The organism is Mesorhizobium sp. C416B (genome assembly GCF_030323165.1).
Classification (GTDB): Bacteria; Pseudomonadota; Alphaproteobacteria; order Rhizobiales; family Rhizobiaceae; genus Mesorhizobium.
Genome location: NZ_CP100471.1, coordinates 3,733,665 through 3,758,753, shown reverse-complemented (window position 1 = coordinate 3,758,753; position 25,089 = coordinate 3,733,665). Strand labels below are relative to the sequence as shown.

Annotated in this window: 27 protein-coding genes and 2 pseudogenes; 17 read left to right on the top strand and 12 right to left on the bottom strand. The window is 62.2% G+C overall.

What is annotated here, in order from left to right:
* The first annotated feature begins 63 nt into the window (after nucleotides 1–63).
* The 3 genes from NLY43_RS18300 (at nucleotide 64) to NLY43_RS18290 (ending at nucleotide 1,053) form a co-directional block, all read left to right on the top strand.
* Nucleotides 64–267 carry a DUF1127 domain-containing protein gene (locus tag NLY43_RS18300; protein ID WP_023710355.1) on the top strand — a complete coding sequence of 68 codons (204 nt, stop codon included), beginning with the start codon at nucleotides 64–66 and terminating at the stop codon, nucleotides 265–267.
* 85 nt (nucleotides 268–352) lie between these two features.
* Entirely contained in the window at nucleotides 353–709 is a 357-nt protein-coding gene (locus NLY43_RS18295) for an NIPSNAP family protein (RefSeq protein WP_023710356.1), read from the top strand.
* Complete coding sequence (locus NLY43_RS18290) at nucleotides 706–1,053, top strand: antibiotic biosynthesis monooxygenase family protein (protein WP_023710357.1); 348 nt, start codon at nucleotides 706–708, stop codon at nucleotides 1,051–1,053. The genes NLY43_RS18295 and NLY43_RS18290 overlap by 4 nt, the downstream gene beginning before the upstream one ends.
* Before the next feature lie 156 nt (nucleotides 1,054–1,209).
* Here NLY43_RS18290 and mbfA read toward each other — a convergent pair whose 3' ends face one another.
* Complete coding sequence (mbfA, locus tag NLY43_RS18285) at nucleotides 1,210–2,193, bottom strand: iron exporter MbfA (RefSeq protein WP_023681248.1); 984 nt, start codon at nucleotides 2,191–2,193, stop codon at nucleotides 1,210–1,212.
* 164 nt (nucleotides 2,194–2,357) lie between these two features.
* Between mbfA and NLY43_RS18280 the strand changes: the two genes are divergently transcribed.
* Complete coding sequence (locus NLY43_RS18280; protein WP_023681249.1) at nucleotides 2,358–2,678, top strand: hypothetical protein; 321 nt, start codon at nucleotides 2,358–2,360, stop codon at nucleotides 2,676–2,678.
* 116 nt (nucleotides 2,679–2,794) lie between these two features.
* Here the strand turns inward: NLY43_RS18280 and NLY43_RS18275 are convergent.
* The 7 genes and pseudogenes from NLY43_RS18275 to NLY43_RS18245 all read right to left on the bottom strand — a co-directional run bounded on the left by NLY43_RS18275 (nucleotide 2,795) and on the right by NLY43_RS18245 (nucleotide 10,312).
* A pseudogene (locus tag NLY43_RS18275) lies at nucleotides 2,795–3,156 on the bottom strand (endonuclease domain-containing protein).
* A gap of 95 nt (nucleotides 3,157–3,251) precedes the next feature.
* Nucleotides 3,252–3,623: a hypothetical protein gene (locus tag NLY43_RS18270; RefSeq protein ID WP_023710358.1), complete on the bottom strand. Its 372-nt coding sequence runs from the start codon at nucleotides 3,621–3,623 to the stop codon at nucleotides 3,252–3,254.
* Between the two features lie 310 nt (nucleotides 3,624–3,933).
* Nucleotides 3,934–4,281: a hypothetical protein gene (locus tag NLY43_RS18265; protein ID WP_031199006.1), complete on the bottom strand. Its 348-nt coding sequence runs from the start codon at nucleotides 4,279–4,281 to the stop codon at nucleotides 3,934–3,936.
* Nucleotides 4,282–4,573: 292 nt separating this feature from the next.
* Complete coding sequence (locus tag NLY43_RS18260; protein ID WP_023710360.1) at nucleotides 4,574–5,086, bottom strand: hypothetical protein; 513 nt, start codon at nucleotides 5,084–5,086, stop codon at nucleotides 4,574–4,576.
* A 156-nt stretch (nucleotides 5,087–5,242) separates the two neighbouring features.
* A complete protein-coding gene (locus tag NLY43_RS18255) occupies nucleotides 5,243–6,766 on the bottom strand; it encodes an RNA-directed DNA polymerase (RefSeq protein WP_023710361.1) in 1,524 nt (507 codons plus the stop codon).
* A 1,229-nt stretch (nucleotides 6,767–7,995) separates the two neighbouring features.
* Nucleotides 7,996–9,801 carry a translation elongation factor 4 gene (gene lepA, locus NLY43_RS18250; protein ID WP_023687530.1) on the bottom strand — a complete coding sequence of 602 codons (1,806 nt, stop codon included), beginning with the start codon at nucleotides 9,799–9,801 and terminating at the stop codon, nucleotides 7,996–7,998.
* Between the two features lie 139 nt (nucleotides 9,802–9,940).
* Nucleotides 9,941–10,312 (bottom strand): endonuclease domain-containing protein, encoded by a 372-nt coding sequence (locus tag NLY43_RS18245; RefSeq protein WP_023681256.1) that lies wholly within the window; start codon nucleotides 10,310–10,312, stop codon nucleotides 9,941–9,943.
* A 193-nt stretch (nucleotides 10,313–10,505) separates the two neighbouring features.
* Here NLY43_RS18245 and NLY43_RS18240 point away from each other — a divergent pair, with 193 nt between their 5' ends.
* The 3 genes from NLY43_RS18240 (at nucleotide 10,506) to msrA (ending at nucleotide 12,408) form a co-directional block, all read left to right on the top strand.
* A complete protein-coding gene (locus NLY43_RS18240; RefSeq protein WP_023710363.1) occupies nucleotides 10,506–11,207 on the top strand; it encodes a DUF1223 domain-containing protein in 702 nt (233 codons plus the stop codon).
* 79 nt (nucleotides 11,208–11,286) lie between these two features.
* Nucleotides 11,287–11,571 (top strand): hypothetical protein, encoded by a 285-nt coding sequence (locus tag NLY43_RS18235; protein ID WP_023710364.1) that lies wholly within the window; start codon nucleotides 11,287–11,289, stop codon nucleotides 11,569–11,571.
* A gap of 111 nt (nucleotides 11,572–11,682) precedes the next feature.
* Entirely contained in the window at nucleotides 11,683–12,408 is a 726-nt protein-coding gene (msrA, locus tag NLY43_RS18230) for a peptide-methionine (S)-S-oxide reductase MsrA (protein ID WP_023710365.1), read from the top strand.
* A 245-nt stretch (nucleotides 12,409–12,653) separates the two neighbouring features.
* Here the strand turns inward: msrA and NLY43_RS18225 are convergent, their stop codons facing one another.
* A complete protein-coding gene (locus tag NLY43_RS18225) occupies nucleotides 12,654–13,658 on the bottom strand; it encodes a cytochrome d ubiquinol oxidase subunit II (protein ID WP_023710366.1) in 1,005 nt (334 codons plus the stop codon).
* Between the two features lie 108 nt (nucleotides 13,659–13,766).
* On the bottom strand, nucleotides 13,767–15,128 hold the full coding sequence (locus tag NLY43_RS18220; protein ID WP_023692969.1) for a cytochrome ubiquinol oxidase subunit I: 1,362 nt from the start codon (nucleotides 15,126–15,128) through the stop codon (nucleotides 13,767–13,769).
* A gap of 270 nt (nucleotides 15,129–15,398) precedes the next feature.
* On the opposite strand from NLY43_RS18220, the gene NLY43_RS18215 reads away from it, so the two are divergent.
* Together NLY43_RS18215 and NLY43_RS18210 are read left to right on the top strand one after the other, a co-directional pair.
* Complete coding sequence (locus NLY43_RS18215) at nucleotides 15,399–16,325, top strand: ABC transporter ATP-binding protein (protein WP_023710367.1); 927 nt, start codon at nucleotides 15,399–15,401, stop codon at nucleotides 16,323–16,325.
* On the top strand, nucleotides 16,322–17,083 hold the full coding sequence (locus NLY43_RS18210) for an ABC transporter permease (protein WP_023710368.1): 762 nt from the start codon (nucleotides 16,322–16,324) through the stop codon (nucleotides 17,081–17,083). The genes NLY43_RS18215 and NLY43_RS18210 overlap by 4 nt, the downstream gene beginning before the upstream one ends.
* A 194-nt stretch (nucleotides 17,084–17,277) precedes the next feature.
* Here the strand turns inward: NLY43_RS18210 and NLY43_RS18205 are convergent, their stop codons facing one another.
* Complete coding sequence (locus NLY43_RS18205; protein ID WP_023710369.1) at nucleotides 17,278–18,309, bottom strand: phosphatidylglycerol lysyltransferase domain-containing protein; 1,032 nt, start codon at nucleotides 18,307–18,309, stop codon at nucleotides 17,278–17,280.
* 133 nt (nucleotides 18,310–18,442) lie between these two features.
* Between NLY43_RS18205 and NLY43_RS32595 the strand changes: the two are divergent.
* From NLY43_RS32595 to NLY43_RS18185, 4 genes and pseudogenes are all read left to right on the top strand, one after another.
* A pseudogene (locus tag NLY43_RS32595) lies at nucleotides 18,443–18,592 on the top strand (hypothetical protein); the annotation flags it as partial.
* Nucleotides 18,593–18,642: 50 nt separating this feature from the next.
* On the top strand, nucleotides 18,643–19,644 hold the full coding sequence (locus tag NLY43_RS18195; protein ID WP_245264049.1) for a flavin-containing monooxygenase: 1,002 nt from the start codon (nucleotides 18,643–18,645) through the stop codon (nucleotides 19,642–19,644).
* A gap of 394 nt (nucleotides 19,645–20,038) precedes the next feature.
* The gene (locus NLY43_RS18190; protein ID WP_023687520.1) at nucleotides 20,039–20,524 is read left to right on the top strand and encodes a MarR family winged helix-turn-helix transcriptional regulator; all 486 of its coding nucleotides are present in this window, start codon (nucleotides 20,039–20,041) and stop codon (nucleotides 20,522–20,524) included.
* Entirely contained in the window at nucleotides 20,521–21,201 is a 681-nt protein-coding gene (locus NLY43_RS18185; protein ID WP_023710370.1) for a GNAT family N-acetyltransferase, read from the top strand. Before NLY43_RS18190 ends, NLY43_RS18185 begins: the two co-directional genes overlap by 4 nt.
* A gap of 15 nt (nucleotides 21,202–21,216) precedes the next feature.
* Here NLY43_RS18185 and NLY43_RS18180 read toward each other — a convergent pair whose 3' ends face one another.
* Nucleotides 21,217–21,441, bottom strand: coding sequence for a hypothetical protein (locus tag NLY43_RS18180; protein ID WP_023673272.1), 225 nt, complete (start codon nucleotides 21,439–21,441; stop codon nucleotides 21,217–21,219).
* 230 nt (nucleotides 21,442–21,671) lie between these two features.
* On the opposite strand from NLY43_RS18180, the gene NLY43_RS18175 reads away from it, so the two are divergent.
* The 4 genes from NLY43_RS18175 to NLY43_RS18160 all read left to right on the top strand — a co-directional run bounded on the left by NLY43_RS18175 (nucleotide 21,672) and on the right by NLY43_RS18160 (nucleotide 25,087).
* Nucleotides 21,672–22,013: a hypothetical protein gene (locus tag NLY43_RS18175; RefSeq protein ID WP_023681268.1), complete on the top strand. Its 342-nt coding sequence runs from the start codon at nucleotides 21,672–21,674 to the stop codon at nucleotides 22,011–22,013.
* Nucleotides 22,014–22,017: 4 nt separating this feature from the next.
* Nucleotides 22,018–22,728, top strand: a complete 711-nt coding sequence (locus tag NLY43_RS18170) for a phosphatase PAP2 family protein (RefSeq protein WP_023710371.1) — start codon at nucleotides 22,018–22,020, stop codon at nucleotides 22,726–22,728.
* Nucleotides 22,729–23,016: 288 nt separating this feature from the next.
* Nucleotides 23,017–23,286 carry a helix-turn-helix domain-containing protein gene (locus NLY43_RS18165; protein ID WP_023673276.1) on the top strand — a complete coding sequence of 90 codons (270 nt, stop codon included), beginning with the start codon at nucleotides 23,017–23,019 and terminating at the stop codon, nucleotides 23,284–23,286.
* A 79-nt stretch (nucleotides 23,287–23,365) separates the two neighbouring features.
* The gene (locus NLY43_RS18160) at nucleotides 23,366–25,087 is read left to right on the top strand and encodes a SulP family inorganic anion transporter (RefSeq protein ID WP_023710372.1); all 1,722 of its coding nucleotides are present in this window, start codon (nucleotides 23,366–23,368) and stop codon (nucleotides 25,085–25,087) included.
* The last annotated feature ends 2 nt before the right edge of the window (nucleotides 25,088–25,089 follow it).

Below are 25,089 nucleotides of genomic sequence, written 5' to 3'. Positions count from 1 at the left end.
GTCTCCATCGAAGCATTCTCGTCAGATAAGCATTATTGTCGGGCGGGATCAAGGAGAACGCCGATGCCAACCGCTTCCGCCCCACTCGCCAGCCGCCGGCCGTTTCCGTTCGTCACCTGGCTGCAACGGCGGCTGCTCGCCCGCTGGTACGACCGCCATCTGCAGCGGCTCGACCTCGCGGCGGTCGACGACCATCTGCTGCGCGATCTCGGCCTGACCCGTGAGGATGTGCGCCGCGAATGCGCAAAATCCTTCTGGCAGGCCTGACAGCCAGCGCTTTTGCTTAGCAGACCCTGCGGCACAACGTTTCGACGCCGCTCGAACTATCGATGCGAAACCCAAGGAGATCACGATGACCATCACCTGCTTCATCCGCTATGAGATCGACCCGTTCGGCAAGCCGGCCTTCGAGCAATATGCCAAGGCCTGGGGCCAGGCGATCCCGCGCTGCGGCGCCGATTTGATCGGCTACTACGCCCCGCACGAGGGCTCGGCCACCACCGCCTACGCCGCCTACAACATCGACAGCCTCGCCGCCTACGAAGCATATCGCGCCCGTCTCGCCGCGGATCCGGCGGGCAAGGCCAATTACGAATTCGCCCGCCGGGAAAAGTTCATCTTGAAAGAGGACCGCATCTTCCTGAAGCTGGTGTCGGGGCCGCATGGACCGCGGCAGCTGTTCCAGACCGTGGTCAAGGAGGAGATATGATCGCTGTCATCTTCGAGGTGCAACCGGCTGAGGGAAAGCGCGACGCCTATCTCGGCATCGCTGCGGAACTCAGGCCGCTGCTCGACGGCATCGACGGTTTCATCTCGATCGAGCGCTTTCAGAGCCTGGGCGATCCCAACCGGGTCCTGTCGCTGTCCTTCTGGCGCGACGAGGAAGCGGTGAAAGCCTGGCGCAATACGGAAGAGCATCGGCAGGCGCAGCATGCGGGCCGCGGCGGAATATTTGCCGGCTACCGGCTGCGCATTGCGCATGTGGTGCGGGACTATGGCCTGACGGAGCGGGATGAAGCGCCGGCGGACAGCAGGGCGGTGAATTGTGACTAGGTATCGGCGTCGCGCCAGGCCCCCTCATCCGGCCGCTTCGCGGCCACCTTCTCCCCGCTGGGGAGAAGAGACTGGCGCAGGCGTCGAAAATCTCCTCTCCCCTCGGGGAGAGGTCAGCCGAGCGTAGCGGAGGCTGGGTGAGGGGGCGCTTGGCGCTCACGCATTCCCGATCAGCACCCCGGCCGCAAACACCAGCGCCCCACCCAGCACCACCTGAAACGCCGCGCGCAGAAACGGGGTTTGCATGTAGCGGTTCTGGACGAAGGCGATTGCCCACAGTTCGAAGAAAACCACCACGGCCGCCACCGCCGTCGCCGTCCAGAAATGCGGGATGATGTAAGGCAGCGCGTGGCCCAGCCCACCCAGCGTCGTCATGATGCCGACGGTGAGGCCGCGCTTGATCGGCGAGCCACGCCCTGACAATTTGCCGTCGTCGGAAGCGACCTCGGTAAAGCCCATCGAAATGCCGGCGCCGATCGAGGCGGCGAGGCCCACCAGCAGCGTCTGCCAGGTGTCGTGCGTGGCAAACGCCGCGGCAAAGATCGGCGCCAGCGTCGACACCGAGCCGTCCATCAGCCCGGCAAGCCCGGGCTGCACATAGGTCAGGATGAACTGGCGTTGCTCGGCGCTGGCTTCCTCGTCCTTCACCTCGCCCGGCACAAGTTTCTGCTCCAGCCGATGCGCCGAATTCTCATGGCTTTGCTCGGCCGCGGCCAGGTCGCCGAGCAGTTTCCGGGTCGAGGCATCGCCGGTGCGCTTGGCCGCCTCGACATAGAAGCGATAGGCCTGCCGCTCCATCTCTTCGGCTTGGCGCCGCACATGCTCGATGCCGAGCGGCCGCACCAGCCAGTCGGGCTTGCGCTCGTAATAGCCTTTCACGTGCTCGCGGCGCAGCAGCGGAATGCGCTCGCCGAAACGCTTGCGGTAAAGCTCGATCAGGGAATCACGATGGCCGTCCTCCTCCTCCGCCATCGCCTCGAACACTTTCGCCGATTGCGGAAAACTGTCCGCCAGCCCGTCGGCATAGGCGCGGTAGATGCGCCCGTCATCCTCTTCGGATGAAATTGCCAGGGCCAGGATCTCCTGTTCCGACAGCGTTTCGAAAGGACGGCGGCCGAAACCGAAGACACGGGAAAGCATGAGAAATTCACCCCAGTTTAGAACAATTCTAAACTAGGCGCTGCAGTCTCCGCGGTCAATCACCAGTCAAGAAATGTTGAAGCGCCGGATTGCAACGCGCCCTTCATTATCGGCAAATGTTCGCCTATATCGGTCGCGATACGCAAGCGAAAGGCATGAGCAAGATGACGGCAAAGCCGCACGACCACTTCGATCCGAAACCCGTCCTCGATCTGATCGCCAGCATCGAGGCCGATTTGCAACGGCTGAAAGGCCTGGTCGAACAGCAGGTCGAAAAATTCGACCCCGCCAATCCGCACAACAAGGCGCCCGACGGCAAGCTGACCGAGGAGGGCGTCGAATGCTGCTACCGCCTGTTCGACGAAGGCAAGTCGCGCTATTCGGTCGCCCAGCAGATGAAGATCTCGTTTGCCGCCGCGACGCACCGGTTCAATTCCTGGCGCAAGGCGGGCGGCCCGAAGCGTCAAAGGGCGTTGCTGGGATAATTGGCGAAAGCCAAGGCGGAACCCGATCTCCCCCCTCGTGGGGGAGATGGCCGGCAGGCCAGAGGGGGCGCTGTCCCGCCGACCTTTCCCTGCCTAAAGCCCAGCACCGGCACGGTTCAGGATGCGCCTCCAAGCCCAGCCGCAATCACAATATGCTGGCAGACATTGTCGACGTCGCGGATGACGTCGTCATTCCAGAACCGCAGGACGGTCCAGCCATCTTGTTCGAGGTGCGATGTCCGCGTTTCATCACCGGCAGCCGCGCCGGCGTCCGCATGCTGGGAGCCATCGACTTCGATGACCAGCTTCTTCTCCGGGCAAGCGAAATCGACGATGTAGGCGGCAATCGGAAATTGTCGCCGGAAGCCAAGCCCCATAGCCGGTGGGCACGAAGTTCGTTCCAGAGCTTGAGTTCGGCTGGCGTCAGGACTTTGCGCATCGATCTGGCGTTTGCGCGATGTCGAGGCGTGTGCGGCATTACGATGCTCGGTGGTTGCCGAGGCTTGCGCTCTATGGCGCCCCCTCTGTCCTGCCGGACAGCTCCCCCACTTGGGGGGAGTTTGGCTGTACTTCCTACGGCGTCAGTTCAATTTCCTCCGTCTCGCCGCCATTGCAGGTGTAGCAACAATCCTCGCATTTTTCCTTGTTGTTGGGGCCGACGCCCCAATAGGTTCCCTCGTCGCCGTCCACCCAGGCGCCGTAGCAGATGGACTCGCCTTCGTCGCACGACACCGGGATCTGCTTGGTCTCGCCATCGTCGAGATAGAAATCCTTGTCGTTGCCCGGCCAGACATAGTCGCGGTCCTGGCTGTAGAGCTCGAGGCGCATGGCGTTGGGATGGCTGTTCTTGACGGCGAAGGTGATGTCGGCGGCGTGCGCGGCCGGCGCAAACATCGCGGCAAGCGAGAGCGCGACGAAGATGCGGCGCGTGATGGTGAAAGACATTGAAACCCCCGAGGCAAATCGGCCCCCCGGCCGAGGGAATCAGCATCGCATGATGGCGGCTGACATTGAAGGGGAGCGGCTGACTGATTTTGGGGTGATTGGTGGAGGGCGGAACGGCTGATCTCTCCCCTCGTGGGGGAGATGCCTGGCAAGGCAGAGGGCGCTGTCCCGCCGACCTCTCATTCCTGCAGCCACGTCATTCAATTTTAGGCTTGCTGATCCATACGCTGGCGATCCTTCGCGCCCCCCTCTGTCCTGCCGGACATCTCCCCCACGAGGGGGGAGATCAGCAGCTTCGGCGCCCCGCCCCTCACTCCACCAGATCGATCGTCTCGGTCGTTTTCTCCACGCAGATGAAACAGCACGTATCGCACGGCTGGTCATTATCCGGCCCGACGCCGGCCGAAATCGCATCATTGCCATTCACCCAGGCGCCGTAGCAGATGTTCTCACCTTGATTGCACGAGATCGGCACTGATTTCTGCGAGTTGGGCTCGATCAGAAACACCTGGTCGCCGCCCGGCCACGACATCTTGCGGTCACGGCTGAACAGCTCCACCGCCACCGCCTGGCTACGCAGGTTCTTGACGAAGAACGCCATGTCGGCGGCGTGGGTTGGGGTGGCGAGGAGCAGGGCGGCAAGGGTGAGGCGGAGCATGATGGGATCCCGAATCGGAGATGCGAGGGTCGCACGCCGCGAGGGCCGGGCCTAGAGCCACGGCTAGGCAAGTCCCCCTCACCCGGATTGCCAGCCGAATTGCGAAAGGCAATTCGGGGCAATCCGACCTCTCCTCGAGGGGAGAGGAGCTCGCTCGGCGCTGGTGCTCGCCTCTTCTCCCCAGCGGGGAGAAGGTGGCCGCGAAGCGGCCGGATGAGGGGGCGGCCTCGTGATACCCTACCCCCCCTACTGCCCCACTTCACATGCGGCGCCAGCCGCCGGATCGCGTCAATCACCTCGGCGACTTCAGCAACGTCCATATCCAGCCGACAAACGTCAGCACCAGGAACGGATAGCCAGCGGCGGGCAGCGGCGCCGAGGTCGGCAGCAAGGGCGCGCTCCACAGCACCATGGCCACCGTCACGACAAACAGAATGGCGGCGATGAGGCCGGTGAGCCGCATCCACAGCGCAAAGGTGTTCGCCGCGCCGATCAGGACCAGCGCTGCCGCCCACAGCGAGATGCCGCCGACATAGGAGGGCACGCTGGCCTCCAGCCCCGCCGCATTGCCTGATAGGATCAAGCTCTCGCCGGCGAGGAAGGTGAGGAAGCCCGCGGCGACGCAGTCATGGCCCAGCCGCTGGTATTTCATGGTCAGCAGCGCGGTCGCCACCACGAGCGCCACGCCATCGATTGCCCACAGCGTTTCGCGCAGCGGAGCGCTGGCGACGAAGGTGCCGGCCAGGCCGAAGGCGCCGCCGATGGCGAGGCCGATTGCGGCGATGGTGTCGAGATTGGAGCGCATGTGGTGTCTCGCCAAGGCGGGGAGGATACGCCAAGGTAGGCGGGCTCACCAAGCGGCTTATGGCGACGCCGACGGACAGTACGAGTCCACGAAAGAAATTGCCAATGTTGGTGGTGGATTCGTCCATCACCGACATCGGCCCCACAGGCGTGTCGGCTATATTTCGGCAATTGAAAAATGAGGCTCGCCCTTTAGGCCTTGGAAAATTGAGACAATTTTCTTTCGTTTGGCATCGGGCAGGTCCTTATTTTGCAGAATGCTATGGAGCACGAGCCATTTCCCCAATCTAATACCACAGGGAAAGCTATTATCTCGGGCAGAAAACTTAGTGAGAATTGGAGATAGAAACTTCACGTCGGTGCGCACGCTGTAGTGAAAATTTAGAATGGCTATTGCGTCGCCGTTGAGTGAAGTCCGAATTATCTCACTGAGTTCGGTGTATTTCTTGTCGCGCCTTGCTATCGGTGAAAGCCCCCCAACCAGCCTACCGAGATGGCTATCATGGCGCCAAACGCCCTCGTGCGCTTTCAAAATCTGGATCGTCTCATTGGCATCCATAAACCTAAAGCATAATAACAAGGTGCCATAAAATCTGTAAAAGTCATCGGTGCATATAGTGGTGATAGTCTTCTTTATTGCTAGGAGCATTTCTTGGGTAGGTGAGACCTTTCCCACCGACAGCGATTTGGCGTACTCGACGAAAAAGCTATCGTCGCAAACGTATCCCTCCTCAATTATCTTATTTATGCCCTCTATGTCCGAGACGGTATATCCGTCATGCGATAGGTATCGAAAGGCCGACTCGCGTATGTTCGGTCTAAGGCGAATGAAATCGTAAATTAAACTCCGATCCAATTTTGCACCAACTTTAATGGAGTGGGTCAAAATTCGCTTGAGGATTTTTTCTCCGTTCCCATCGTCAAAGGCGCGTCTGCGATGCCAGTTCGACATTAATTTTGGTAGCCGCTTTGCTGCCTTCGGCGGATCAACGTCTATCACATCCTTCTTGAATTTTTTGAGCACCCTATTCTCTAGAACTTTGAAGTGCTTCCGAGCCTCCACATACGTGAAGATACGCGTCTTACCTGAGTTCAGCCTCAGCTGCCGCGTTTGAAGCGTGAGATCTATGGACTTAATGATCTTCTTCGCTTCAGCAATGTCATTGGCACCCGCATCGATGTCATCCATAAAGCGCGCATAGTTGGAAAACTTCATATCCTCAACGACCGCATCGAGTTCGAATAGAAAGCAGTGTGCTAACAGTCGCGGGGCATCAATATCTATTTGAGGCATTCCCACTTCTCTGGTTGGCATGTAGTCTGGCTTCCAGCACATCCCAGACAACATGTACATAAGAAAATCTGTGATGGGTTCCCTTATGGTCACCATAGAAACGATCACATTCCTGAGGTGCGAAAAATCAATGAAGTCGTAGTAATTCGCTATATCGGCTATAATTATGTACTTATTCTCCTCCGAGAACCCTAGAATTTCTTTCTGAAATTCAAGCCATGCCTTGACCGATCCATACTCAGGTTCGTCGTCATCGTTCTTAGCGAACGAATGGTCCTTCGGTTCAAAAAAGGCATTCTTCGATGGTGCTTTCGCTTTGATTTCATACCAAAAAGCGTCTGCCAAGCATTGAAGAGTCAGCGCATCCTCAACGGATGGCAGCGTCATCTGCCTACACAAGCCCTTCGACTTTTCAACTAGGTATCTTTTTGTCCCGGAAACGGAATACTCACCGGATTTTATCTTGGTGACAATCTATTGCAAAGATCGTCTATTCTTATGTTTACATCGAGATGATCAACTGGATCAGTCAGAAAGAAATTTCTGAAGTCTGTGTGTGTTTTCTTTTTCCACGTGGATTTCAAGTTCGGCAGATTGACTATTTCTGCTATTATTTTTTCGCGAAGGAAAAATTTTGGTGAACGTTGACTCATGATTCCATCGAAAGCCTGCGATGATTCTTGCCAGAGATTAGAACATAAGTTTCGCTGTGCAAGGGTGATGAAGTGCGCACAGAATCTGGCCGCGCTTTTACAATTGGTGATTCTGCGTTTCTGTCGTTGGTAGAGCTATGAGTCCTACGCTGTAATGCGCGACTCGCGTATGTTTAGCTTCGTTCAGGAGGCGAGCATGCCTTGTAATGGTCGGAACCATCATCCTAACTGCACATGCGACTTTAGCGGCGGGCAACGTTCGCGATTACCCACATTCCGATGGAAAGGATGGAAGCGCGCCTCCATCCGCAGTTACAGCAACGGACCGTGGTCCAAGTGCCCCGTCTGTCAAGTTGGCGTCTACTACATTTCCGGGCCACGGGGCGGAGGCGCCTTTTTCGACTGCCTTGGTCCACCATGGACGCTGCATCCCTGCACCAACAAACGGCTCACATATTCGCCATTCGGCCGTACCGGCAGGCCAAAGTTGACGTTGCTCAAAACCGAGTTACAGGAGCAGGGTTTCCTGCCGCTAATCGTGAGAAGAATTGAGAGGCTAAATGGCGGCTCCATTTTGCACGGTGTCGTGTGGGACACGCCTACCGCACTTCACCTTGGAACAATGGAAGTCCTGGACCTAGACACAAATAGGCCCGTGTATGTCCGCCGGGACGACTCGGGCTGGGCGATAGTGAGTTACTTCCCAACGAATGACGTCGAACCAACCAATATCTGGATGAGAGAAGATACCTTTGGACCGTTAGACCTTCTCATGGGTCCTCCACGTAAGATGGGCAGCGGTCGGTAGTCTGATGCCACCGGCGTACCGAGGGTGAACGCCCGATGGGGCCACCGCACTGCCGCACCCCCCGGGGTGGGACCCGCTGCTTGCGGCAGCTCCCACCCGGATTTGCGCTCGCATCGACCCACCGGGTCGATGCGTCCGGCCATGGGCCGGACCGCTTAGTCCCCCATCTTCAGCGCTTGGATAAACGCCTCCTGCGGAATATCCACCTTGCCGAACTGGCGCATCCGCTTCTTGCCCTCTTTCTGCTTGTCGAGCAGCTTGCGCTTGCGGGACACGTCGCCGCCGTAGCACTTCGCGGTCACGTCCTTGCGCAGCGCCGAGATGGTTTCGCGGGCGATGACCTTGCCGCCGATGGCGGCCTGGATCGGGATCTTGAACAGGTGGTTCGGGATCAGCTCCTTGAGCTTCTCGCACATCTGGCGGCCGCGCTTTTCCGCCGCCGTGCGGTGGACCAGCATGGACAGCGCGTCGACCGGCTCCTCATTGACCAGGATCGACATCTTCACCAGGTCGCCTTCCTTGTAGTCGGTCAGGTGGTAGTCGAAGGAGGCGTAGCCCTTGGAGATCGACTTCAGCCGGTCGTAGAAATCGAAGACGACTTCGTTGAGCGGCAGGTCGTAGATCAGCATGGCGCGCTTGCCGACATAGGACAGGTCGGCCTGGATGCCGCGCCGGTCCTGGCAGAGTTTTAGAATGCCGCCGAGATAGTCGTCGGGGGTCAGGATGGTGGCGCGGATCCACGGCTCCTCGATGGCCGAGATCTTCACCACGTCGGGCATGTCGGCGGGGTTGTGCAGTTCCTTCATCGAGCCGTCGGTAAGCAGCAGCCGGTAGACGACCGAGGGCGCGGTAGCAATGAGGTCGAGGTTGAACTCGCGCTCCAGCCGCTCCTGGATGATTTCCAGATGCAGCAGGCCAAGGAAGCCGCAGCGATAGCCGAAGCCGAGCGCGGCACTGGTTTCCATTTCGTAGGAGAAGGAGGCGTCGTTGAGGCGCAATTTGCCGACGGCGGCGCGCAGATCCTCGAAATCGGCGGCGTCGACCGGGAACAGGCCGCAGAACACCACCGGCTGCGCCGGCTTGAAGCCGGGTAGAGCGTGCGCGGTCTGGCGCTTGTCCTCGGTGATGGTGTCGCCGACGCGGGTGTCGGCCACTTCCTTGATCGAGCCGGTGAAGAAGCCGAACTCGCCGGGGCCAAGCTCGTCGACATTGATGCGGGCCGGCGTGAACACGCCGGTGCGCTCGACCAGATGTTTTGCGCCGGTGCCCATCATGCGGATGGTCGCGCCCTTTTTCAGCACGCCGTCGATGATGCGCACCAGAACGATGACGCCGAGATAGGCGTCGTACCAGCTGTCGACCAGCATGGCCTTCAGGGGTGCTGACGCATCGCCTTCGCGCGGGGGCGGCAATTGGTGGACGATGGCTTCGAGCACATCGGGAATGCCAAGCCCGGTCTTGGCCGAGATCAGCACGGCGTTGGAGGCGTCGATGCCGATGACCTCCTCGACCTGCTCGCGGATGCGCTCGGGCTCGGCCGCCGGCAGGTCGACCTTGTTCAGCACCACGACGATTTCGTGGTTGTTGTCGATGGCCTGGTAGACATTGGCCAGCGTCTGCGCCTCGACGCCTTGGCTGGCGTCGACGACCAGCAGCGAGCCCTCGCAGGCGGCCAGCGAGCGCGACACTTCATAGGCGAAGTCGACATGGCCGGGCGTGTCGATGAGGTTGAGGATATAGTCCTCGCCATTGTTGGCGCGGTATTTCAGCCGCACCGTCTGCGCCTTGATGGTGATGCCGCGCTCGCGCTCGATGTCCATCGAGTCCAGCACCTGCTCCTTCATGTCGCGCAGCTCCAGCCCGCCGGTGGACTGGATCAGCCGGTCGGCAAGCGTGGATTTGCCATGGTCGATATGGGCGACGATGGAGAAATTGCGGATGTGGTCGAGAGGCGTGCTCATGGCGCGCGCTTTAGCAGGGGCGGGTTGCAGGGGCAAGCGGGGTGGCGGTGCCCTTGCCTTCTCCCCTTGTGGGAGAAGGTGGATCGGCGCGCAGCGCCGAGACGGATGAGGGGTGTTCCAGCTTGACGCCGGCGTTCTTTCACCGCCATGGCTGCAAACTGACATCCCTTACATAAGCGATTATCGTGGTGCAGACGCTGTCCATGTCTTTCAGGACATCGTCGTTCCAAAAGCGCAACACACGAAAGCCTCTCGCCTCCAGTTCCGTTCTACGGGCCTGGTCTGACTCTGAGTCCGCATGCTGACTCCCATCGATCTCGATGATGAGGAGTGATTCAAGACAAGCGAAATCGGCGACGTATTTTCCAACAGGAACTTGGCGCCGAAATTTGATCCGATCGAGCCTGCGGTCACGTAGTTCGTGCCACAGTTTGTCTTCCGCCTCCGTCATTTCACGTCGGAGCGAACGGGCAAAGTTTCGTTTGGCAGGAGCGACGGGCTGATGTGGCATGACGTTAGATTAACCAACGTCTCACTCCGCTGGAACACCCCTCATCCGTTCGGCGCTTCGCGCCGATCCACCTTCTCCCACAAGGGGAGAAGGCAACGACGCGTCCGCCCCCAATCACGAAGCGGTGAACCATGTAACGAAGCCTCGGGCAGCGACGAAGTGTGGGATGAACCCGCCGCAACGGAGACCCCCGATGACTGGACTTAACCCAAAACGCGCCGGCATGCTGGCTGCCGCAGGTGCGGCGCTGATGATGTTTGGCGGCACCGCCTTCGCCCAGCCGCTCACCGTGGTCGAATTGTTCACCAGCCAGGGCTGTTCGTCTTGCCCGCCGGCCAATGCCAATCTGATCAAGGTCAAGGACGAGCCGGGCGTTCTGGCGCTGTCGTTCAACGTCACCTACTGGGACTATCTCGGCTGGAAGGACATTTTCGGCCGCGAGGAATTTACCCAGCGCCAGGTGCGCTATGAGCCGTCGCTCGGCCGCTCCGGCCCGTTCACGCCGCAGGTCGTGGTCAATGGCGGTGCCGATGCGGTGGGTGCAGCGCCCGGCGAGATCGAGCAGCTGATTTCCGCGAGCGGTCACACGAACGGGCCGACGCTGTCGCTCGACGGCGGCAAGATCAGCATCGGCGCCGGTTCCGCGCCGGGCGGCAAGGCCGATGTCTGGCTGGTCCGCTACAACAAGGGCGTCATCGAAGTGCCGGTGGCGCGCGGCGAGAATACCGGCCGCACGCTGCCGCATGCCAATGTCGTGCACTCGCTGGAGAAACTCGGCAGCTGGAGCGGCGACGCCACCACACTGCCGCTGCCGGCGGCAAGCGGCGGGCTGAGCACCGCGGTGCTGGTGCAGTCGCCGGGTGGTGGGCCGATCCTGGCTGCAGCCGCCGACTGATTCTTTTTCTACGCAACGCCGCTAGCGCGGCATAACCGGGCTCGCATCCGCGCGCCCTCTTCAAGGAGGAAATACCATCATGACCAAGACCCTGACCGCGCTCGCTTTTGCGCTTTCGATGATCGGCTTCGCCGCCGGCGCCCGCGCCGAAGACGCGACCAACGCCATGAAGCCGGCGATGGCAACCGATGCGATGAAGCCCGCGACCGATGCCATGGCGCCGGCGACCGATGCCATGAAGCCAGCCGACCCGATGGCGACGAATGCGATGAAACCCGCCGCCGACGCCATGAAGCCGGCCGATGCCATGAAACCCGCAACGGATGCGATGAAGCCGGCGGACGCCATGGCGCCCGCGCAATAAGGCTTGGTCCCATGGCCCGGCCGCACAATGGCCGGGCCGGCGCACGGCAATTTGAGAAACCAGGCGGGACGTTCTGTCGTATAGTCTTCGCCACCATCAAGGAGATCAGACATGACCGGCATTGCAAGGACGAGAACGCCGATCTTCAAGAGCGCGCTTGCCGCGCTCATCGTCGCCGCCGCCGCGGCTGCCTTCTGGCAGAGCCCGGCGCGTTCGGCCGAGGACGCGGTGGTGATCCCGCCGCCGGCAGTGGACGAGAAGGCCGCCAGCGGCAGCGAGAAGGCTATCTTCGCCGGCGGCTGCTTCTGGGGCGTGCAGGGCGTGTTCCAGCACGTCAAGGGCGTGACCAAGGCCGTCTCCGGCTACACCGGCGGCGCCAAGGATGACGCCGTCTACGAAACGGTGGGCAGCGGCCGCACCGGCCACGCCGAATCGGTCGAGATCACCTACGATCCGTCCAAGGTGACCTACGGCCAGCTGCTGCAGGTCTATTTCTCGGTCGCCCACAACCCGACGCAGTTGAACTTCCAGGGCCCCGACTCGGGCACCCAGTACCGCTCGACCATCTTTGCCGAGAACGATGCGCAGCAGAAGATCGCCCAGAGCTACATCGCCCAGCTCGACCAGGCGAAGGTGTTTGCCAAGCCCATCGTTACCACGCTGGAGACGGGCAAAACCTTCTATCCGGCCGAGGAATATCACCAGGACTTTCTGACGCTGAACCCGACCTACCCCTACATCGTCTACAACGACCTGCCCAAGGTGGCGAATTTGAAGGCGCTGTTCCCGGGGTTGTATAGCGAGAAGCCGGTGCTGGTGCTGGCGGGGAAGAGCTGAGGGGCGATAGGACTTGGCCGGACGCAGAGAGCGGCGACGCCCTACCTGAGACGCCAGCGGGACAGCACCCCGCTCTGCCCTTCCGGGCATCTCCCCCTCAAGGGGGGAGATTGGCAGCGTCGCTGACGGTGCTCATCTTGCAAGGTTGGCGAAGGCCGCAGTGAGAGCTGATCTCCCCCCTTGAGGGGGAGATGGCCGGCAGGCCAGAGGGGGGTGCCTCGCGCAAACCGCGATTAGAGAGCCCTTCAATCATACGTCAGATCCGTCGCCTTGCCCCCAAACACCCGATACGCATAGAACGAATAGAAGATGATCACCGGCAGCACGACCACCGTGCCGGCGAGGATGATGGCGAGGCTTTCCGTCGCCGACGCCGCCTGCCAGATGGTCAGCCTCTCGGGCACCACGAAGGGGTAGAACGACCAGGCAAGCCCGGCAAAGCCGAGCGCGAAGATGGCAGCGAGCGTCAGGAACGGCCGCAGCGCATGGCGGTCGTCGGGCTTGGGCAGGTGGAAGGTCTGCCGCCACAGCCACAGGAACAGCAGCGCCGACAGGATCGGCAGCGGCGACAGATAGAGCATTTCGGGCCAGACGAACCATTTGGCGAAGATGCGCGGGCTGGCGAATGGGGTCGCCAGCGACACCGCCGCCATGCCGAGCGCGGTCAGCACAAGGGCCGTGCGCAGCCAGGCCACCGCCTTCCTCTGCAATTCGCCCTCGGTCTTGTAGATGACCCAGGCAGCGCCCATCGCTGCATAGGCCGCCGACAGGCAGAGCGCCACCAGCGCCCCGAAAGCGATGCCGCCAAAGCCGACATCGAGGCCAAGCACATAGACGCCGAGCATATAGCCTTGCGCCAGCGAGGCGATGACGGAACCGAGGAAGAAAATGCGGTTCCAGCGATGCTTCTTGCCGGCGGGCACTTTGGCGCGGAAATCGAAGGCGACGCCGCGCAGGATGAGGCCGACCAAAAGCACGAAGACCGGAATGTAGAGTGCGGTGAGGATGACGCCATGCGCCAGCGGGAAGGCGACCAGGAGCAGGCCGACGGCCAGCACCAGCCAGGTCTCGTTGGCATCCCAGAACGGGCCTATTGCCGCGATCATGGTGTCCTGCTCGGCATCTTCGGCGACCGAGAACAGGATGCCGATGCCGAGATCGAAACCGTCGAGGATGACGTAGATCAGGATGGCGAGGCCCATCAGGCCGGCGAAGATCAGGGGCAGCGCGGTTGGCCAGTCGAAGGTCATCGGTCTGTCATCCCTCTCATCAACGGTTCTGCCCTTCGCTATGGCTCCGGGCGTTCGTCATTCGAAAAGCCAAATCGTTGGCTTTTCGTCCGCTACGCGGACCATTCCTCACTTCGCTGCGGCCGGTTGCGACATCGCCGTCTTCATGACGCCCGGCAGCGGCGAGGTATCGCCGTCCTTGGCGGCCTTCAGCGCCAGGTGCACCAGCACGCCAAGATAGGCGATCAGCAGCAGCACATAGAGGATGAGATAGATGGCGAGCGTCAGCGCGACATGGCTGCCGGCGACCGGGCCGATAGCGTCGGCGGTTTTCAGCACGCCGGTGACCAGCCAGGGCTGGCGGCCGATTTCGGTGGTGTACCAGCCGGCCAGCGTCGCCAGCCAGCCCGACAGCGCCATCGGCACCATCAGCATGGCCAGCGGCCTCGGCAGGCTGTGGCGGCGCTTGAGGAAGAAGGTCGCCGACCACGAGACGATGAGCATCAAAATGCCGGTGCCGACCATGATGCGGAAGCCCCAGAACACCGGGAAGACCGGCGGATGCAGGCCGGGATAGTCGTTCAGCCCCGGCACGATGCCGCTGGTGGAATGGCGCAGCACCATGCTGGCGCCGTCGGGAATGGCGATCTCCAATTTGTTTTCCTTCGCCGCCTCGTCGGGCAGCGCAAACAGCACCAGCGGCACGTTGGGGCCGGTGTTCCAGTTCGCCTCCATGGCAGCGATCTTCTGCGGCTGGTGCTCCAGCGTGTTCAGCCCGTGCTGGTCGCCGGCAAAGATCTGGATCGGGATCAGGATGGCGGCGGTGAAGACCCCGGTGCGCAGCGCCTTCCACATCGATTCCGACCGGTCGCCGGTGAGATAGCGCAGCGCCGACAGGCCGGCGATCAGGAACGACACCGTCAGGCCGGAGGCAAGCAGCATATGTGTCAGACGGTAGGGCATGGACGGGTTGAAGACGATCGCCCACCAGTCGATGGGATGCGCCTTGCCGTCGATCATTTCGAAGCCGGCCGGCGTCTGCATCCAGGAGTTCAGCGCAATGATCCAGAAGGCCGACAGCGTGGTGCCGCCGGCGACCAATACCGTCGCCAGCGTGTGGACGCGGTTGGAGACGCGGCGGAACCCGAACAGCATGATGCCGAGGAAGGCCGCTTCGAGGAAGAAGGCGGTGAGGATCTCGTAGGCAAGCAGCGGCCCGGCGATGTTGCCTACATGCTCCATATAGCCCGGCCAGTTGGTGCCGAACTGGAAGCTCATGGTGACGCCCGAGACCACGCCCATGGCGAAGGACAGCGCGAACACCTTTACCCAGGTGAAATAGGCGCGCATCCAGGCGGAATCGCCGGTGGCGTTGTAGCGGAGCTTGAAGAACAGCAGCACCCAGCCAAGCGCAATCGTGATGGTCGGAAACAGGATGTGGAACGAGATATTCGCCCCGAACTGCATTCGCGACAGGATGAGCGGGTCCATGCGGGCTCCGGCTGCTGTTTGTTGGCGCAGAATAGGCGGCGGATGCGGTCCGGTCAAAGCGGCTTGGCGTCACGCGGGGCGCGTTGTCGCAGCAGATGGGATCAATCCGTCAGTGCCCCGATACCCCCATGACGAAACGGCAAAAGGGGAACGTTTGTCCACAATTGTCAGCAGCGGCATTGACTTCCCGCCGTGCGCACCGACATTCAGCGCAATAATAATCCCCGCCTCTTTCAAACAGTCGTTTTCGGCCTCATGTCTTCCACGAATTTGCCTTCCATCATTTCGATTTCCGGGGTCACCAAGACCTACGCCACCGGCTTCAAGGCGCTGAAGGAAATCAACCTCGACATCGAACGTGGCGAGATTTTCGCGCTGCTGGGGCCGAACGGCGCCGGCAAGACGACGCTCATCTCGATCGTCTGCGGCATCGTCAACCGTTCGTCGGGAACGGTGACCGTCGACGGCCACGACATCAACCGAGACTACCGCGCGGCGCGCAGCCTGATCGGGCTGGTGCCGCAGGAGCTGACCATCGACGCGTTCGAGAGCGTCTGGGCAACCGTCACCTACAGCCGCGGCCTGTTTGGCAGGCCGCCCAATCCGGGCTTCGTCGAAAAGGTGCTGCGCGACCTGTCGTTGTGGGACAAGAAGGACGCCAAGGCGATCACGCTGTCGGGCGGCATGAAGCGGCGGCTGATGATTGCAAAGGCGCTCTCGCATGAGCCGCGCATCCTGTTCCTCGACGAACCCACGGCCGGCGTCGACGTCGAACTGCGCCAGGACATGTGGGCGATGGTGCGACGGCTGCGCGACGACGGCGTCACCATCATCCTCACCACGCACTATATCGAAGAGGCCGAGGCGATGGCCGACCGTGTCGGCGTCATCAACCGCGGCGAGATCATCCTGGTCGAGGGCAAGGCCGAACTGATGCGCAAGCTCGGCCGCAAGCGCCTGATCGTCGAATTGCGCAACCCGCTCACCGCCATTCCCGATGCATTCTCGCACTACGCCTTGGAGCTGTCGGGCGATGGCACACAGCTGACCTACACCTATGACAACCAGAGCGAACGCCCCGGCGTCGCATCGCTGCTGCGCGAACTCGAGACGGCCGGCATCCAGTTCCGCGACATGGACACGCAAAACAGCTCGCTCGAGGAGATCTTCGTCAATCTGTTGAGGCAAGAGCCATGAATTGGCGAGCAGTATGGGCGATCTACCGGGTCGAGATGGCGCGTGCGTTCCGCACCGTGCTGCAGAGCATCGTCTCGCCGGTGATCTCGACATCGCTTTATTTCGTCGTCTTCGGCTCGGCCATCGGCTCGCGCATCACCGAGATCGACGGCATCAGCTACGGCGCCTTCATCGTGCCGGGGCTGATCATGCTGTCACTGTTGACGCAGTCGATCTCCAACGCTTCCTTTGCCATCTATTTCCCGAAATTCGTCGGCTCCATCTACGAGCTCTTGTCGGCGCCGGTGTCGTATCTGGAGATCGTCATCGCCTATGTCGGCGGCGCCGCGACCAAGTCGATCATCCTCGGCTTGATCATCCTGGCGACGGCCTCGCTGTTCGTGCCGCTCACCATCCTGCATCCGTTCTGGATGCTGGCCTTCCTTGTGTTGACGGCGCTGACCTTCAGCCTGTTCGGCTTCATCATCGGCATCTGGGCGAAAAGCTTCGAGCAATTGCAGCTGGTACCGCTGTTGATCATCACGCCGCTGACCTTCCTCGGCGGCAGCTTCTATTCGATCAACATGCTGCCCGAGGCCTGGCGCACGGTGACGCTGTTCAACCCGGTCGTTTATCTGATCAGCGGTTTCCGCTGGAGCTTTTACGGCAAGTCCGATGTCTCGGTCGCCGTCAGCCTGGGCATGACGATGGTGTTCCTCGCCATCTGCATCGCCATCGTCGCCTGGATCTTCCGCACCGGCTACCGGCTAAGGAACTGACCCCCAACCGCCCTAAAAGCTCGTCGCGTTTGAACGGACTCAGGCGACGCGCATTAGGTCTTTGTTCTTATGCATGTCGTTGTCTCAAAACCGGGGCCACTTCTGAGCGACATGCATTAGGCGATCGCTCATTCGCCGGTCAATCAACAGTTTTGCTGAGGGCAGGTCAGCCACGTTGGCCGCCACGGATATCGCTAGATCGCCTTGATCAGGCGCAGCAACCCCAGCATCTCGATCAGCCTGCCTTGGCGGAAGGCGATGTAGGTCGGTTCTTCGACGCCATGGAAGCGGCGCTTGAACGCCGCCTGGCCCTTGAGGTTGAACTTGCTGCGGTTGACCCAGGGCGACTCATAGGCCCGCTCGAAGGCGTTGCGCCAGAAGCTCGATTCGGCAAAGCTGTTGGCTCCGACATCAAGCATCGGCGACAGGCCGAGCGTGACGACCGAAATGCCCTCATTGCGAAACCGGTCGACGGCGAATTTGGTCAGCCCGATTTCGGCATGCGGCGAGGCATCGATGTGCTTGCGCTTGAACGAGGTGGTGTAGCCGATCACCTTGCCATCCCGGAACATCGGATCGAAATCGAGCAGGGCGACGAGCTCGCCTTCCGGGCTGTAGAGCACGAAACGGCGCATATCGATGCCGAGATGATCGGCAAAGGGGCGGTTGAGGAACGCCATCTCCCAGCGCTTGACGATGCGGTCGGCCCGCCAGTTCTGTGACAGGCGCTGGACCTCGTCGAGATAGACCGCTCCTTCGCCAAAGGAAAACCCCTTCTTCAACAGCCAGCGTTCGGAATACCGCACGGTTTCGTTGCGCTTGCCGGAAAAATCGTGAGCCGGCAGTTCCAGCCGCGTGTCGACGCCGAGACGGTTGACCTGGTAGCCGAGCCCGGCCAGAACGCGCGCCGTCGGTTCGCCGATCTGCACGAACCACGGGCTGTCGGCGGCTTCGACAAAGCGCCTGATATAGTCGGGCCGATCAGCCGGATGGGCCACCGGGTCACCGAGCGCGAAATGGTGCTTCATCTTGGTGCCGAAGGCGATGTAGCCGTCGGCGTCGCCGAAATAGGACAGTTTTTGCTGCACGGCGGTCGAATAGGCCAGCGAGAAGTCGCCGTGCTGGCGGACAAGCGCCAGCCGCTCGACATGCGAAAAATCCTGGCGCGGCACCTTGGCTGCGGCGCCCTCCAGCAGTCTGTCGAGAAAGATGCGCAAGGAGGGCATGGTCGAGCTTCCGCGTGCCGATGATAAACAGAGGCTTGCCCCCAAGGCCTCGAATCAGTCGCATTGACGCGACCTCATTATCGATCATATCGCCCCTGTGCCATATGGGACGTGCCATATAGGACGGGTCCCCATGGCGCACCTGAAAGGAAATCTCGACCGAATGGCGGCTACGACAAGCGAAACGATGCCTATCGTCCTGGGGCCGAAAGGACCCGACGATACGGTTATCGTCATCGGCGCCGGAGCGGCGGGGCTGGCGGCCGCCGACGCGCTTGGCCGGCGCGGCGTGCGGGTCGTCGTGCTTGAAAAGGAGCCGCGGATCGCCGAACCGTGGCGACGGCGGCACGAGAAGCTGACCCTCAACACGCATCGCGCGCTATCGGCCCTGCCGGCCTTGCCTATCCGCCACGCACCGCCGCCTTTCCGAACAAGGATGCCATCGTCGGTTATCTCGAGGATTTTGCCCGCGCGCGTGGCATAAGGGTCGAATTCGGTACCGCCGTCGAGCGGATCGAACGCAGAGGCAATGGCTGGCTCGTCCATACGGGCCGGGAAACGCTGAGCGCCCGCAATGTCATCGTCGCCACCGGCCGCGACCGCTTGCCATGGACGCCGGACTGGCAAGGCAAGGCGACTTTCACCGGCAAACTTGTCCACGCCGCCGATTTCGGCACAGCACAGGACTATGTGGGCAAAAGCGTGCTGGTGGTCGGAGCCGGAAATTCCGGCTTCGACGTGCTCAACCACCTCGCCCGCGCCGACACCAAGGCCATCTGCTTGTCAGCCAGGCAGGGTCCGTCGCTGATGCCGAAACGGATCGGCAAGGTCGCCGTGGCGCGCTTCGGCGGTTTCATGGCGATGCTGCCGACGTGGATTGCCGATGCCGCGATTGCCGCGACGCAGCGGCTGGTGTTCGGCGACCTCGCCCGCTTCGGCCTGCCGCCGGCGCCGAAAGGCGGCGCCAGCCGGCTCGGCGTCGAGCAGATCGCTATCGCCGTCGACGACGGCGCCGTCGCAGCGCTGAAGGCCGGACGGATTTCGGTGGTGGCGCCGGTGGCGGCTTTCGAAGGCGCCGGCGTGCGGCTGAACGACGGCACGGTGCTCGAGCCGGATGTGGTGATCGCGGCAACCGGCTATCGCACCGGCCTGGAGGCCATGCTGGGCGATCTCGGCGTGCTCGACGCCAAGGGCGTGCCGAAGGCCAATGGCGGCACCCCGGGCGGCCAGCCCGGCCTGTGGTTCATCGGCATGCGGCCAAGCCTGACCAGCTATTTTCACAGCGCCGGCCTGCAGGCCGAAGCGATTGCCGGTCAGATCGCCAAGGGGTTGTAGACGAGCGCCTCTGGACGGAGAACCACCGCACTTCGGGCTGCTGCTGTGGCGCGGACTGGTGGTTCAACGCATCTGCAAGACGGGATCGAATATCCTGGCGATTGGGCGAAACGCCATCCCGTCGTCATCCACGGGCGAAGCAAGGAGCGTAGCGACGCGGCGCAGACCCGAGGATCCATGCCGTGACTTCTGAGCTACGCTGCGTTGCAGGTTCTGCCCCGCTGCTTCCACGGCCAAGGCATGATCCCTGGGTCTCCGCGACGGAGCTTCGCTCCTGCTTCGCCCAAGGACGACGAAGTTGAGATGCTTGCGACCAACCTCCAAAGCAGGCGCTTGAACTCGTTCATTGCAACATTATATAACATGTTATACTTATCCAGCATGCGGATCACCCATGGAAGACATCATTCGATCCCTTGGCTACCTCACCCTCGGCAGCAGGCTGAAGCGTATCGGCGAGCAGTTGCAGGCCGATACGCAGCGCATGCTCGATGGGCTGGAGGTGCCGGTGCAGTCCAGCCAGTATCCTCTGCTGGCCGCGCTCGACCGGCTCGGGCCGCTGCCTGTCGGCGAGCTGGCGCAGTCACTGGGGATCACCCAGCCGGGGGTGACGCGCAGCGTGGCGCTGCTGGCCGAGTTGGGGCTGGTCGAGGCCGCGCCATCGAACGACGACCAGCGCCGCAGGATGATCTCGCTGACCGCGAACGGCCAGCGCCTGGTCGATAAGGCGAAGCGAGACGTTTGGCCGCGCATCGAGAACGCCGTTGCCGACTTGTGCAAAGGCCTTGCAGGGCCGCTTCTCGAACAACTCTCGGCAATGGAGGACGGCCTGGCGGCGGCCCCGCTCGACCGTCGTGTGAAACAGGATGTCGCGCCATGAGCCATGTCCTCGATCGTCCGGTCTGGAGCGCGCTCGACACGCGGCATCGGATCTTTGCGTATGGCGACAGGCTCGCCAGGCGCTATCCCTCCTCGATCGTCCCCTTCGCGGCTTCCGGGGCAGACGACGCTGAGAGCCTGCAGGCGCTCGCAAGCCTCATTCCTGCAGGTGAGAGCGTGTTCATGCTCCAGGCGGACCCCATTGCCTTGCCGCCGGAACTGACCGCGACCGTGACCGCCTTCGGTGTTCAGATGGTTGCTGCGGCGCCATTGCCTGCCGTGTCGGACGAGCGTGTGCAGCAGCTGACGCAGGACGACGCGGCCGGGATGCTCGCTTTGGCGTCACTGACCAGGCCCGGCCCGTTCACGCTCAAGGCGCTGAGCCTCGGCGAGTTCTGGGGCGTGAAGATCGACGGCCGGCTGGCGGCGATGGCCGGCGAGCGCATGAAGCAGCCCGGCTACAGCGAACTCAGCGGCGTCTGCTCGCATCCCGAATTTCGCGGCAGCGGCCTCGGCCGGCTGCTGTCGGTGTTCGTGGCCAACCGAATTTTTGCGCGCGGCGAAGTTCCCTACCTGCATGCCTATGCCAGCAATGCCGGCGCGGTCCGGTTGTACGAGTCCATCGGCTTCAGGCTGAGGGCAGAGATGAATGTGGCCGTCGTGCAGCGCGCCGGATAGGCCGCCTTGCGGGCCTCAGGCTGATTTCGGCTCCAACCTGCGGAAACCCACGGTTTCCATAAGCATATCTTCCTCGACCATCCCGGCATTGTGCAGCGCAAGCAGGTTCAGCGCGATCTCCCGCGCCTCCGCCGAATCGGGATGCACGTCGCGCCTGCGGCAGGCTTCGTCGAACACGCGTTGCAGCCTGGCGATGTCGTCGGGTTTCAGCAGGCCACGGTCATAGACGGACTTTGGCATCGCAGTCTCCTCCAGAAGACGTAGGACGCCATGTTTAAAAGTCCATTCTTTTCCAATGCTTGAGTGCAGCTGCCTGGGTTTGCACGAATCCGACCGAGCGTGGCAGTCAGACCGCGATCGCGCTGCCATTCATTCAGCACCTCGGCCGTGGCCTGTTCCGCCGCAGTCTGCTTGACGTGCCGCCACGCTTGCGAAACAAGAGCTGCCACAAAGGACAGCGAGGCACAAAAGTGAGTTTCTGGGGACTGGCGCAGCTCGTCATTTCGACGGTGATCTTCCTGCTGGCGGCCATCGCGGCCAAGCAATGGGGGCTGGCGCCAAGCCTTGGCAAGATCGTGCTGACACTGGCGCTCTATACGGCGGGCAATCTGATGATGCTGCGGCTGGTTCGTGAGTTCGGCATGTCGGTGTCGTTCAGCCTGTCGGCGGTGATCCAGCTGGTGGCGGTCAATGTGGTGGCGCTGGTGTTCTTCGGCGAACGCGTCAATGCCTTGCAGGCGACCGGCATCGTGCTGGCCATCGCGGCGGTGGTGCTGATCTCGCTCGGGCCTTACCTGCAGGGGCGACTGTAATCCGATGAAGACCCCGCGTGCGTTCACCAACTGGCTTGAATTTCCGGTGCTGCTGGCCGGGCTGGTGATAGCCGCCGGGCTGTGGGGCTTCGAGGAACTGATGGAGGTGGCGCGGGCCACCACGCCGCACGCTTTCGATACTGAGATCCTGCTCGCTTTCCGAAAAGTGGGTCAGCCGGATGTTCCCGTCGGCCCGGCATGGCTGGAAGGCGCGATGCGCGACATCACCAGCCTCGGCAGCTCCAGCGTGCTGGTGCTGATCGTAACGGCGGTGATCGTCTACCTCCTGCTGATCCGTAGGCCGAGGACGGCGCTGCTGATCTTTGTCGCGGTGGCTGGCGGGCAGCTGCTGTCGACCTTGCTCAAGGCCGGCATCGACCGGCCGCGCCCCGATCTTGTCTCGCACCTGGCCAACGAGACGTCGCTGTCGTTTCCCAGCGGCCACGCCATGCTGTCGGCGGTGACCTATCTCACGCTGGGCTCGCTGGCAGCGCGCTTCCTGCCGGGACGAACGACGAAAATCTATGTCCTCAGCCTGGCGGTGCTGGTAACGCTGCTGGTCGGCGTCAGCCGCGTCTATCTCGGCGTCCACTGGCCTTCCGACGTGCTGGCGGGATGGTGCGCCGGCTTCACCTGGGCGACGCTGTGCTGGCTGGCGGCGCGAATGCTGCAGCGGAACAAGGCGGTGGCCGGTGGCAACGAGCCCGAAGACTGACGATCCGGAGCGACATTCAAATCAGCCGGTTGATCAGCCCGTGTCCGCAGCCTGCCAGCAGAAAAACCGCCGACAGCAAGGCTGCCGACGTCGTCAAGGTCCTGAAAATCTTCAACTGATATTTCCCCGCCAATAAGAGCCAAGGCGGTTAACGTAGCATGCTCATCCCGTATCCCGGCATCCGGCTTTGTGAGGAGATCATGTTTCATGTATGCTTTATGATGGTTGAAACATCACTATGATTGTATTACACGTCGTCTCCGCAGACTCAGACGGGGGTTCCGACCGATGATCACTGCCGCCCAGATGCGCGCCGCGAGGGCGCTGGCCGGCATCGATCAGAAGACACTCGCCGAGCGTGCCGGCGTTTCGCTTCCGACAATCCAGCGCATGGAAGCGAGTGACGGCGTGGTCAGGGGTGTGGTCGATACGCTGATGAAGGTTATCCAGGCTCTCGACGAGGCCGGGGTGGAGCTCATCGGCGAGAACCAGACCAGCGAGCGCGGCGGCCGGGGCGTGCGCCTCAAGCCGGTCGCGCCGCCGAACCCGCAAGGCTGAGCCGGCATATAGTCGCGACGGCGACCGCCGACAGTCCTGCCGACGATCCCGCCGCCTTCACGCAAGCGGAAGGCAGTCCATGGATCAGATCCGGCGGGCAGTGCATCAACCGGCCCAGAAGTCGGCAAAGCCGACATTTTCAGAGCTGTTCACGCCCAAGCTGGTGACGGTCTGGCGCGAAGGTTACCGCCTGCCGCAGTTCAAGGCCGACTTCATGGCCGGGCTGACCGTCGCTATTGTCGCGTTGCCGCTGTCGATGGCGATTGCGATTGCTTCGGGCGTGACGCCGGAGCGCGGCCTGTTCACCGCCATTGTCGGCGGCTTCATCGTCTCGGCGCTCGGCGGCAGCCGCTTCCAGATCGGCGGCCCGGCCGGCGCCTTCATCGTGCTGGTGGCGGCGACGGTGCAGCGCGAAGGCGTCGACGGACTGCTGCTGGCGACGATGATGGCCGGCATCTTCCTGCTCGCCATCGGCTATCTCCGGCTCGGAACCTATATCAAATTCATCCCTTACCCGGTGACGGTCGGCTTCACCGCCGGCATCTCGATCATCATCTTCTCCGGCCAGATCGTGGAACTGTTCGGGCTGAGGCTTGCCGGGCCGGAGCCCGGGCCGCTGCTGCCGAAGCTGATGGCGATCGGCCACGCGGCCGGCACGCTCAATATCTCGGCAACGCTGGTGGCGGCGCTGACCATCGCCACCATCGTCGGGGTGAAGCGCTGGCGGCCCGGCTGGCCGGGCATGCTGATCGCCGTCGGACTGGCCTCCCTTGTCGTGGCGCTGCTTTCGCTGCCGGCGGAAACGATCGGCACCCGCTATGGCGGCATTCCGCGCAGCCTGCCGTTGCCGGCACTGCCGGGACTCAACCTCGACAAGGCGATTGCGGTGCTGCCGGATGCGGTGGCTTTTGCGCTGCTCGGCGCCATCGAATCGCTGCTCTCGGCCGTGGTCGCCGATGGCATGACCGGGCGGCGTCACCGTTCCAATTGCGAACTGGTGGCGCAAGGCTTTGCCAACATCGCGTCTGCCCTGTTCGGCGGCATCTGCACCACCGGCACCATCGCCCGCACCGCCACCAATGTGCGGGCCGGCGCGCATGGGCCGGTTTCCGGCATGCTGCATTCGCTTTTTCTGCTGGTCTTCATGCTGGTGGCCGCACCGCTGGCCAGCTACATCCCGCTTGCCGCCCTTGCCGGGGTGCTGGCGGTTGTCTGCTGGAACATGTTCGAGAAGCAGGCCTTCGCCACGTTGCTGCGCGCTTCGCGCGGCGATGCCCTGGTGCTGATGGCAACCTTCCTGATCGTCGTCTTCCGCGACCTCACCGAAGGCATCGTCGTCGGCTTCGCGCTAGGCTCGATCCTGTTCATCGACCGCATGGCCAAGTCGATCGCCGTGGAGGCGGATTTGCCGCTGGTGCAGGACGATGTCGCCGACAGCAGCGGCCGCGCCTACGATGCAAGCGAGGCAAGCGACGCCGACACCGTCGTCTATCGCATCTCCGGCGCCTTCTTCTTCGGCGCCGCCTCTACTGTCGGCACGGTGCTCGACCGCATCGCCGACCAGCGCAAGAACTTCATCCTCGATTGTTCGGCGGTGCCCTTCTTCGATTCCACCGCGGCCAATGTCATCGAGGGCGCGGCGCACAAGGCGAAACGCGCCGGCGTGCGTTTCATCATCGCCGGCGCCTCGCCGCAGACACGGCGCATGCTGATCAACCACGGCGTCAAGCGGCCGCTGGTGACCTTTGCCGCTTCGATCAAGGATGCGCGGGCGCAACTCAAAGCCGTGCCCGTTGGCTGAGC

Bases quoted from the DNA above. Each gene is read 5' to 3' on its own strand.
- NLY43_RS18300 (WP_023710355.1), top strand. From the start codon at position 64: ATGCCAACCGCTTCCGCCCCACTCGCCAGCCGCCGGCCGTTTCCGTTC.
- NLY43_RS18295 (WP_023710356.1), top strand. From the start codon at position 353: ATGACCATCACCTGCTTCATCCGCTATGAGATCGACCCGTTCGGCAAG.
- NLY43_RS18290 (WP_023710357.1), top strand. From the start codon at position 706: ATGATCGCTGTCATCTTCGAGGTGCAACCGGCTGAGGGAAAGCGCGAC.
- mbfA (WP_023681248.1), bottom strand. From the start codon at position 2,193: ATGCTTTCCCGTGTCTTCGGTTTCGGCCGCCGTCCTTTCGAAACGCTG.
- NLY43_RS18280 (WP_023681249.1), top strand. From the start codon at position 2,358: ATGACGGCAAAGCCGCACGACCACTTCGATCCGAAACCCGTCCTCGAT.
- NLY43_RS18270 (WP_023710358.1), bottom strand. From the start codon at position 3,623: ATGTCTTTCACCATCACGCGCCGCATCTTCGTCGCGCTCTCGCTTGCC.
- NLY43_RS18265 (WP_031199006.1), bottom strand. From the start codon at position 4,281: ATGCTCCGCCTCACCCTTGCCGCCCTGCTCCTCGCCACCCCAACCCAC.
- NLY43_RS18260 (WP_023710360.1), bottom strand. From the start codon at position 5,086: ATGCGCTCCAATCTCGACACCATCGCCGCAATCGGCCTCGCCATCGGC.
- NLY43_RS18255 (WP_023710361.1), bottom strand. From the start codon at position 6,766: ATGACGCTGCCATCCGTTGAGGATGCGCTGACTCTTCAATGCTTGGCA.
- lepA (WP_023687530.1), bottom strand. From the start codon at position 9,801: ATGAGCACGCCTCTCGACCACATCCGCAATTTCTCCATCGTCGCCCAT.
- NLY43_RS18245 (WP_023681256.1), bottom strand. From the start codon at position 10,312: ATGCCACATCAGCCCGTCGCTCCTGCCAAACGAAACTTTGCCCGTTCG.
- NLY43_RS18240 (WP_023710363.1), top strand. From the start codon at position 10,506: ATGACTGGACTTAACCCAAAACGCGCCGGCATGCTGGCTGCCGCAGGT.
- NLY43_RS18235 (WP_023710364.1), top strand. From the start codon at position 11,287: ATGACCAAGACCCTGACCGCGCTCGCTTTTGCGCTTTCGATGATCGGC.
- msrA (WP_023710365.1), top strand. From the start codon at position 11,683: ATGACCGGCATTGCAAGGACGAGAACGCCGATCTTCAAGAGCGCGCTT.
- NLY43_RS18225 (WP_023710366.1), bottom strand. From the start codon at position 13,658: ATGACCTTCGACTGGCCAACCGCGCTGCCCCTGATCTTCGCCGGCCTG.
- NLY43_RS18220 (WP_023692969.1), bottom strand. From the start codon at position 15,128: ATGGACCCGCTCATCCTGTCGCGAATGCAGTTCGGGGCGAATATCTCG.
- NLY43_RS18210 (WP_023710368.1), top strand. From the start codon at position 16,322: ATGAATTGGCGAGCAGTATGGGCGATCTACCGGGTCGAGATGGCGCGT.
- NLY43_RS18205 (WP_023710369.1), bottom strand. From the start codon at position 18,309: ATGCCCTCCTTGCGCATCTTTCTCGACAGACTGCTGGAGGGCGCCGCA.
- NLY43_RS18190 (WP_023687520.1), top strand. From the start codon at position 20,039: ATGGAAGACATCATTCGATCCCTTGGCTACCTCACCCTCGGCAGCAGG.
- NLY43_RS18185 (WP_023710370.1), top strand. From the start codon at position 20,521: ATGAGCCATGTCCTCGATCGTCCGGTCTGGAGCGCGCTCGACACGCGG.
- NLY43_RS18180 (WP_023673272.1), bottom strand. From the start codon at position 21,441: ATGCCAAAGTCCGTCTATGACCGTGGCCTGCTGAAACCCGACGACATC.
- NLY43_RS18170 (WP_023710371.1), top strand. From the start codon at position 22,018: ATGAAGACCCCGCGTGCGTTCACCAACTGGCTTGAATTTCCGGTGCTG.
- NLY43_RS18165 (WP_023673276.1), top strand. From the start codon at position 23,017: ATGATCACTGCCGCCCAGATGCGCGCCGCGAGGGCGCTGGCCGGCATC.
- NLY43_RS18160 (WP_023710372.1), top strand. From the start codon at position 23,366: ATGGATCAGATCCGGCGGGCAGTGCATCAACCGGCCCAGAAGTCGGCA.